General features: G+C 62.7%; 7 protein-coding genes and 1 pseudogene. 2 read left to right on the top strand and 6 right to left on the bottom strand.

Annotated features, from left to right (window positions below; genetic code table 11):
- Together WA317_RS00795 and WA317_RS00790 are read right to left on the bottom strand one after the other, a co-directional pair.
- Nucleotides 1-1,186 (bottom strand): IS481 family transposase (locus WA317_RS00795; RefSeq protein ID WP_425171219.1); only part of this gene is annotated, 1,186 nt, incomplete at its 3' end.
- 129 nt (nt 1,187-1,315) lie between these two features.
- Nucleotides 1,316-1,438, bottom strand: a complete 123-nt coding sequence (locus WA317_RS00790; RefSeq protein ID WP_425171218.1) for a hypothetical protein — start codon at nt 1,436-1,438, stop codon at nt 1,316-1,318.
- A gap of 146 nt (nt 1,439-1,584) precedes the next feature.
- Here WA317_RS00790 and WA317_RS00785 point away from each other — a divergent pair, with 146 nt between their 5' ends.
- Together WA317_RS00785 and WA317_RS00780 are read left to right on the top strand one after the other, a co-directional pair.
- Nucleotides 1,585-1,749, top strand: a complete 165-nt coding sequence (locus tag WA317_RS00785) for a hypothetical protein (protein WP_425171217.1) — start codon at nt 1,585-1,587, stop codon at nt 1,747-1,749.
- A 72-nt stretch (nt 1,750-1,821) separates the two neighbouring features.
- Nucleotides 1,822-2,052: a hypothetical protein gene (locus WA317_RS00780; protein WP_425171216.1), complete on the top strand. Its 231-nt coding sequence runs from the start codon at nt 1,822-1,824 to the stop codon at nt 2,050-2,052.
- Here the strand turns inward: WA317_RS00780 and WA317_RS00775 are convergent.
- The 4 genes and pseudogenes from WA317_RS00775 to WA317_RS00760 form a co-directional block, all read right to left on the bottom strand.
- Nucleotides 2,049-4,853: an RND family transporter gene (locus tag WA317_RS00775; RefSeq protein ID WP_425171215.1), complete on the bottom strand. Its 2,805-nt coding sequence runs from the start codon at nt 4,851-4,853 to the stop codon at nt 2,049-2,051. The two genes, WA317_RS00780 and WA317_RS00775, sit on opposite strands and share 4 nt — an antisense overlap.
- A 521-nt stretch (nt 4,854-5,374) precedes the next feature.
- Complete coding sequence (istB, locus tag WA317_RS00770) at nt 5,375-6,169, bottom strand: IS21-like element helper ATPase IstB (RefSeq protein WP_425171214.1); 795 nt, start codon at nt 6,167-6,169, stop codon at nt 5,375-5,377.
- Nucleotides 6,169-7,404 carry an IS21 family transposase gene (istA, locus tag WA317_RS00765; RefSeq protein WP_425171213.1) on the bottom strand — a complete coding sequence of 412 codons (1,236 nt, stop codon included), beginning with the start codon at nt 7,402-7,404 and terminating at the stop codon, nt 6,169-6,171. Before istA ends, istB begins: the two co-directional genes overlap by 1 nt.
- A 267-nt stretch (nt 7,405-7,671) precedes the next feature.
- Nucleotides 7,672-8,074: pseudogene (locus tag WA317_RS00760) on the bottom strand (hypothetical protein); the annotation flags it as partial.

Genomic DNA, 8,074 nt, shown 5'->3' with positions numbered 1-8,074 from the left:
TCAGCCTGTTTTCGGGTGAGTTTCCGCATTTGACGCTGCGTGGTTGGTAGTCGCGGGTGGGGTCAAGGACGAGTTTGCGGATGAGTCGGCCGGTGTGGTGGTCCAGGACGCGGATGTCGCGGTTGTTGATGAGCACGATGACGTGAGTGCCGCGTAGGTGCTTGGACAGGCCGATGTGGTGGAGGCGGCTGTTGTAGCGGATGGTGATGACGCCGGCGGTATCGATTCTGTCGTGGCGTATGCGGTAGTGCGGTGGGATGCGGTAGCCGCTGGGGAAGGCTCGGGGGCGAGCGTTGAACGCCTGCAAGGGTGTTCGCCGGTCGACGGCGCGGTGTGGGCGCACGGTGTTGTAGTAGGTGCTGAAGTCGTCGAGCTGGGCTTGCAGTTCGGTGATGGTGGTCGCTGGTGCGGTGGCGGTGAGACGCTTTTTGAGCGTTTGGTGGAAACGTTCGATTTTGCCGCAGGTCTGCGGGTGATAGGGCTTGGAGTTGATGTAGTTGATGCCCAGTTCGCCCAAGGTGAGTTGTAGGGCGCTGCGCCCGCCGCGCCGTGGTGTGGCGGTGAAAATGGCTCCGTTATCGGTCAATACCGCCGCGGGAGTGCCCCAGCGGGTGAAGGCGTTGGTGAAGGCGTCCAGGACGTCGGGGCCGGTCACGGTGGGATGTGCGGTGCTGGCGATCAGCATCCGGGAGTGGTCGTCGAGGATGTTGAGGATCTCGACCTCGGCGCCGTTGGCCAGCCGCCAGTGGGTGGCGTCAGCCTGCCACAGTTGGTTGGGTTGGTCGGCGCAAAAGCGTTTCCAGGCTGAGCGAGGTCGTTTGTGCGGTTGGCAGACCACGAAGCCGCGCCGGCACAAGATGCGCCATATCGTGGACAGCGCGGGCACTTTGGTCACTGACGGGTCGCGGACCAGGTGCCCGGCGATCGTCGCCGCGCCGGCGTCATAACCGGCTTTGTCCAGCGTTTTGCGGAGCCGCAGAATTTTGTCTTCGACCTCGGCGGGCACCGCGTCGCGATGGCGATGCGGACGCCGAGAACGCGGTTCAAAGGCCGCCGACCCTTCGTGGTGATAGCGGGTGACCAGCTGATGTACCCACTGGCGAGACACGTCGTAGTCGCGGGCCACCTCGGCTTTGCTGCGCCCCTCCAGCACCACGGCGGTAATGACAAGCTGCGCCTTTGACATGGCTGACCTCCCACACTGGGTAGGTGTCAACTATGTCGCGAGACATCCGTCAACTATGTTCTGAAATCACACACTGTCAGCCCGACAACTGTCAGCCCGACAACTCCCATCCGACTACTGTCAGCCCGACTACTCGGCGATGAGCACCAGCACCGGCCGGTGGCGCAATCCCTCGGCGGCCATCAGCACAGCCGTCACCGCGTTCGCGTCCGAGTGATTCGCCTCGGGGCGCGCCACGCCTGGGCGTTTCACCAGGGTCGCGGGATCGCGGGCAATGAGCCCGCCGAGCTGCGTTCGTCACCGAGACAAGGCTCGCACTCGCCACGCCTCGGCCCGGTGCCATAAATGTCGTAAGTGGTTTACCGACACGCTGATCAATGATTCTGAAGACAAAAGCAATGACAGGAAAACAGGTCAAGGTGGGCGTGAACGACCGATGGCGAGTAGTGCACCCAGTCGACGGCACCGCCCACGTCAAAGGCGCCACACTTACCGTGCCCGAGAACGTGGTCCAGGAATGGGAGCGATCCCGCTGGGTCGAACGCGTCACCAGCAAAGGCTGAGCACCATGCCTTCTCTCGTTTAGGCACACCAAAGATCGGCCATTCCTACAGCCCCACTCAAAAGGAGTACGAATGATCTATCGCCGTGTTGTGTGGGTGCTCGGCGCTGTAGCGGTGGCGTTCATCGCCCCTGCCCATGCTCATGCCCAGCCGCCGACGCAGTGTTTGAGCAACACCCCTAAAGGCAAGCAGGTCTATATTCCCTGCGATCTGCTCAACGCCCGCGTCAACTACCCGCCAGGGCAACGCTGCCTTGGACCGCTCGATGAGTACCCGCCCGATGTGCGCGACTGGTGTGGCTAAGGGGAGACGATCGGTCGGGGTGGACTCGACAGCGTGGGTATTCGTTCCGCCCGCCCAAACAGCCTCGACGGCCACCAGCTCGCCCGCCCGAACAGCACGGCCATGGCTGGCACCGTGATGGTGCGCACCAGGAAAGTATCCAGCAGAAGCCCGATCCCGATGACGAAACCCGCCTGGACCATGGTGCTGATGGTGGCGAATAGCAAACCGAACATCGACGCGGCGAAGATGACCCCCGCCGCGGTGATCACGCCGCCGGTCGAGCCCACCGTGCGGATAACACCGGAGCGCACGCCATACGTGGACTCATCCCGAAGCCGCGAGATGAGCAGCATGTTGTAATCCGCACCCACTGCTACCAACACGATGAAAGTCAGCCCGGGGATGCTCCACGACAATTCCTGACCGAGTATGAACTGAAACACGATGACGCCGAGACCAAGCGCCGACAAGTAGGAAACCACCACCGAAACGATCAGGTATAGCGGCGCAACGACAGCCCGCAGCAGAGCAATCAAAATCAGGAATACGATCAAGATGGTCATGGCGATGATGAAGCGGATATCTCGATCGTAATAGTCACGCGTGTCCCGGAGCATCACGGTGAATCCCGCCACCGATACCGAGGCGTCCGCCAGCGCGGTATTCGGTTGAGCCGCCTGGGCGGTATCGGCGATCGAATTGATCTGGTCCATGGCATCGGTGCTGAAGGGATTGAGTTTGGTTTCTATCAAGTACCGCGCCGCGTGCCCATCAGGCGAGACGAACGCCGACGCATCGGCGAGTCCTGCGCCCATATGTGTGGTCTGGTAGACCAGCATCTGTGCCCCGTCGGTCAGTCGCCGGATCGCGTCGGAGAGGGCGTCGGCACCTTGCTGCAGGGTGGCCAAGCGGTCCGGCACGGCGCCAAGATCGTCGAGACCCATTGACCGCAGAACGTTGGCGACGGTTTCGAGTACTCGGCGCAAGCTCTGCGTTGTTGACTCGATGGTCTGCGCGCCCGGCGTGGACTGTAGCTGTCGAGCCAGATCAGCGATCTTGCTGAGCGTTCCCTCTTCGCGCGCCGTGGCCAACCGGGGGTTGCTGCAGGAGGGGTCGGCGTAGCACACCGGGCCCATGTCAAGCGCCGTCACCAGCGGGCCGTCGAAGATGTTCTCGATGTTTGCGACGTCGATGGCGATGGCGTAGCCGAGTGCACGCATGGTGGTGACGAGCTTGGCCGCGTCGTCGACTTCCTCAGTCGTCGTATCCCCGCCCAATTGGTTCTCGAGACTGCCGAGGCCGTAGAACAGGTTGTGGACGTTGGGGAACGCGTCACCGGCGTCGGCTGTCGGACGCGTCAACGTGGCCTGTTCCAGTGATTCTCTCGTGGGTCGAGTGGCGCCTCGAACCATCGCGATATCGGGCAGTTGGCTTACCCGCTGTGCCATTTGCTCCAGGCCGGCAACGGCCTCTGGTTTCCGCAGGTCGTGTGGTGATTGGATGACGAGGTACTGAGGAATGGTCGAGTTGACTGGGAAGTGGCGGGCCAGCGCGGCATATCCGACGGCGCTCTCGACGGAATTAGGCAGCGTCTTCCGATCGTCGTAGTTGTAGCGAACCAGGCTGGCGCAGCCAGCCAGAATGATCAGCACCGTCAAACTGGCGACCAGGTTGGCTTTGGGCCGGCGCACAATTCGTATTCCCGAACGCCGCCAGAAACGAGTAGTTAGGTCGCGGCGTGGCCTGATCCAGCCGCGGGACCCGGCGAGCACCAGCGTGGCTGGGAGGAGAGTCACCGCGGCAAGGAACGCCACACCGATCGCAATTGCCAACGCCGGACCGACTGCTTTAAACACTCCCAATTGGGTGAAGCTCATCGCGAAAAAGGTGACCGCCACAGTGGCCGCCGATGCAGCGATCACTTTGCCGATGGAGGTCAACGCACTCTTTACCGCTTGATCCGAATCGGCGCCGAGCCGCAAGTAGTCGTGGTAGCGGCTGATGAGGAAGACGGCGTAATCTATTCCCGCGCCGGCCATCATCGCGCTCATCAATATAATAATCTGGTTGGAAATGCCAAAACCGAGATGAGCGGATGCAGCCACAATGGCCTGTGCAGTCACCACGGATATGCCGATTGTTATTAACGGCAGCAACATGGTGACCGGGTTTCGATAGATGATGAGCAGGATGGTGAGCACCAAGAGGGCGGTGGCGATCTCGATCAGATGCAGATCTCGCTCACCGAAGTCAATGAGGTCAGCGTCGGTGGCCGCAGGGCCAGTCAGGCGCGCGGTGAGCGTGGATCCCACGACGGTTTCTTTGACGATGTCAGCGGCTCGGCGGTACGCCTGGTGCAACCGGGATGAGCCCACCTCGCCAGCGAGCCCGATTGGCAAGTACCAGGCCTGATGATCCTTGCTGGTCATGACCTCGCGCAGGGGCGGTGCGCTGAGGAAATCCTGCAGCATCGCGACGTTTCGAGTGTCTTGGTGCAGCTTGTCGACCAGTGTGCGGTAGGTGCGTTCGTCGCTGGGCCCTAGTCCCTTGTCGTTCGTCAGGACGACCAACAGGACGTTTTCTGACCCCGGTTGGTGAAACGCCTCGGTCATCTCTCGGGTCGTGACCATCACTGGGGCGTTGGCCGGCAGGATAGCGACCGGGTGTTTTCGGACCACCTGTGTCACCGATGGCGACGTCAGCGACAGAACGGCCGCTAGCGCGACCCAAAACCCGATGACGACCAGGGGCCACCGCACGACATATTCACCTAGCCGACCGAAGACGCCCCTAGCTTCGGCCACGCCAGTTGCCTCCATCCGCCGGGACCTGGGCAAGGCTACACCCCTGGGTAACCGAAACTGCGGAATATCAAAACAGGCAGACGGAAACTTGAATTGCTCAACAACATATCGCCGGTGCTGACCCAATTAGGTGCGGCGAGCGTTACACAGGTTCCTCACAGGAAGGAACGTACCGTTTTTAACCTAGACGCGAATCAGAGCCGAGCGACGTTGCGTAAAGGGGCCGCTGCGCCGCAGGCGTCGGCGACACCGACATACACGAATTCATCGGCGCTATATACCACCCAAATGGTTCTTTAGCGGCGACTCCACAATGCCTACCTTCATAGCTTTTACTCCGGTGCGGCAGGGTTTGCCTGGCCTGCAAAGCCAGGCCGGGCACCGATTCCGCCAGATCAGGCCGACCCTTGGCTTCGGCACGAAGCGCGCGATAGGACAACCACACTTGGCGAGGGGTAGAAATTTCAGGCAACCTCTGTCAACGGCAGCCGAATCTTGACCAGCTGTCGGCAATCGAAAATTGACCAGCTTGGGTTTCATTGGTCGTCGGCCGTGACGGTGGGGATGCGTCCGAGGTCTCGGTCTTTGAGGCGGTAGCTGTCACCTTTGAGGGCGATGACCTCGGCGTGGTGCACGAGGCGGTCGATCATGGCGGCGGCCACGACGTCGTCGCCGAACACTTCGCCCCACCGGCCGAACGGCTTGTTGCTGGTGACGATGAGGCTGGCCCGTTCGTAGCGGGAGGACACGAGCTGGAAGAACAGGTTGGCGGCTTCAGGCTCGAAGGGTATGTAGCCCACTTCATCGATGACCAGCAGCGGGTAACGCGCGAGGCGGACGAGTTCGGCTTGCAGGCTGCCGTTGTGGTGTGCGGCGGCGAGGCGGTCGACCCATTGGGAGGCGGTGGCGAACTGGACGCGGTGCCCGGCTTGGCAGGCCCGGATGGCGATGCCGATCGCCAGGTGTGTTTTCCCGGTTCCTGGTGGTCCGAGGAACACCACGTTGTCTTTGGCGGTGACGAAGTCCAAGGTGCCCAGGTGTGCGATGGTGTCGCGTTTGAGGCCGCGGGCGTGGTCGAAGTCGAACTCTTCCAATGATTTGCGTGACGGGAAGCGGGCGGCTCTGATGCGTCCTTCGCCGCCGTGGGATTCGCGGGCCGACACTTCACGCTGCAGACAAGCGGCCAGGAACTCCTCGTAGCTCCAGGTTTCGGTGCGGGCACGCTGCGCGAGCCGGTCGACGGCCTCACGCAGGGTGGGCGCTTTGAGCGCCCGAGTCAGGTATGCCAGCTCGGCGGTCACATCGCGGCTGCGGGTGGTCTTGGTCGGCATTACGCCACCGGCCCGTCGAGGCCCAGCAGCGCGTCGTAATCGGCGAGCCGGCGTTGTTCGACCTCGATGTGAGAACCGGGTCCGACAACGTCGAAACGCTTCCGGCGCAGCAGCTTCGCCGCCTCGAGGTGATCGGGGTCGGCGATCGTCTGGTGTTTGGCCCAGATGCGCGCGTGGTCGGCGACCAGGCTGCCCTGACACCACACCCGTACCCGGTCCAAGTCGGCGGTGATCTCGATGCGACGCCCCACCGCGACCGGGTGCACCGAGTAGTCATTGGCGTCGCAGCGCACATAATGATCTCGGGGCAATCGGGTCGAGGCCCGCCACCCCACCGTCGGCGCCACCGGCGGCAAAGACAGCATCGCCGCCTTATCGGCCTCGACCCGATCAGCCGGTCGACATCCCAGCACTCGGTGCTGGCGGTGATTGGCCCGCACTAACCAGTCCTGCAACTGGGTGTTGAAATCTGTCGGCGAGGCGAACACCCGGCCCGGCAGAAACGCGCGCTCGAGGTAGTCGTGGAAGCGTTCCACCAGCCCCTTGGCTTCGGGGTCACCCGGCTTGCAGATCACCACTTTCGCCGCCAGCGTTCCGCGGAAAGCGTGGCACTGTGCAGTCAGCTCGGGCTGGCGCTGTCGCCACCGACCGACGGCACCTTCGCCGTCCCACACCCACACCCGTGGTGTGGCACCCAACACCGAAAGATGCTGCCACCAGCCCGCATAGAGGTCTTCGGCGGTGCGGGTAGGGATCAACACCGCTGATGCCCACCGCGAATACCCACACACCATCGTCAACACCGGCAACTGCGTAGCAGTGCGGGCCTGCCCGAACCCCACCGGCACCACCACATCGGGAAACCAGAAGTCGCATTGAGCGATCTCGCCGGCCAGATAGGTCGTGCGGGACGCGGGGTCGGGCGGCAGATACAACGGACGCAGCTCACGCACCCGCCCACTCAAAGTTCGAATCGAATACGACCAACCGATCCGTTCGCCGATCACCGTCGCCGGCATCCTCGGATACGCCGCCAACAATTCCCGGATCCTGGGCTCTGCCTCGTCGGTCACCGACCCCGCCGGCGCCCGCTGATACCTCGGCGGACCATCTGCAGCCAAGGCCGCCTTCACCGTGTTCCGCGAAATCCCCACCACCCGCGCGATCTCCGAAATCGACAACCGCTCCGACCGGCGTAACCGCCGGATCTCTGCCCAGTCCTCCACGCTCACCACTCGCTTCCTCCTTGGCTCAGTCAGCCAAGGCTCTCTAGGAAGCTGGTCAAAATTCAGTTGCCGCGCAGTGGTCAGTATTCAGTTGCCGTCGACAATCGCGTCGGTGAACCTAGAAATTGGCCAGTAGCCCCATCTGCCACCGGCGACCATCGACGCGTACTTGATCCGGTGACGGCGCCATCCGATCTCGGCCCCACGTCACTCGCCAGGACCGCCGAGCGGAATCGCGACGATTGCATCGCAGGTTGGTTTGCGGCCCTCATTGCTCTACGGAAGCCGGACAACAACGATTCCCGCCACGTTGTCTGGCATGTTCGAGGCCAAGCGATCAGCATCGAACTCATCTGAGTCGATTTCCAGCACGTAGCCGGGCGGGGAATGGCGCAACGGTTTGAGCAGGTGCTCGAAGTAAGGTGCGCCCCAGTGACCTGCGTCGGTGGGTAGTTGCTGGAAGACAGGTCCGAGCCACTCGTGGCCACCGTCGCGCGGCCCGGTGTTGGTAGGAGCCGAAACCGCACTGAAGTGACCGGCACGCACCCTAAGTACACGGTCGATCAATGCCCTGGTCACCGCTCGGGCCCCCGTCTGCGGGATCGTCAGAAAGTCATCAAGCTCTGGAGCGAGGTGCTCCTTGAGCGCCGGGATAAGCGACTCCCGCGCGTGTTCGGGC

Source organism: Mycobacterium sp. (genome assembly GCF_049802695.1).
Lineage (GTDB): Bacteria > Actinomycetota > Actinomycetes > Mycobacteriales > Mycobacteriaceae > Mycobacterium.
This window is presented reverse-complemented; position numbering and strand designations above follow the sequence as displayed.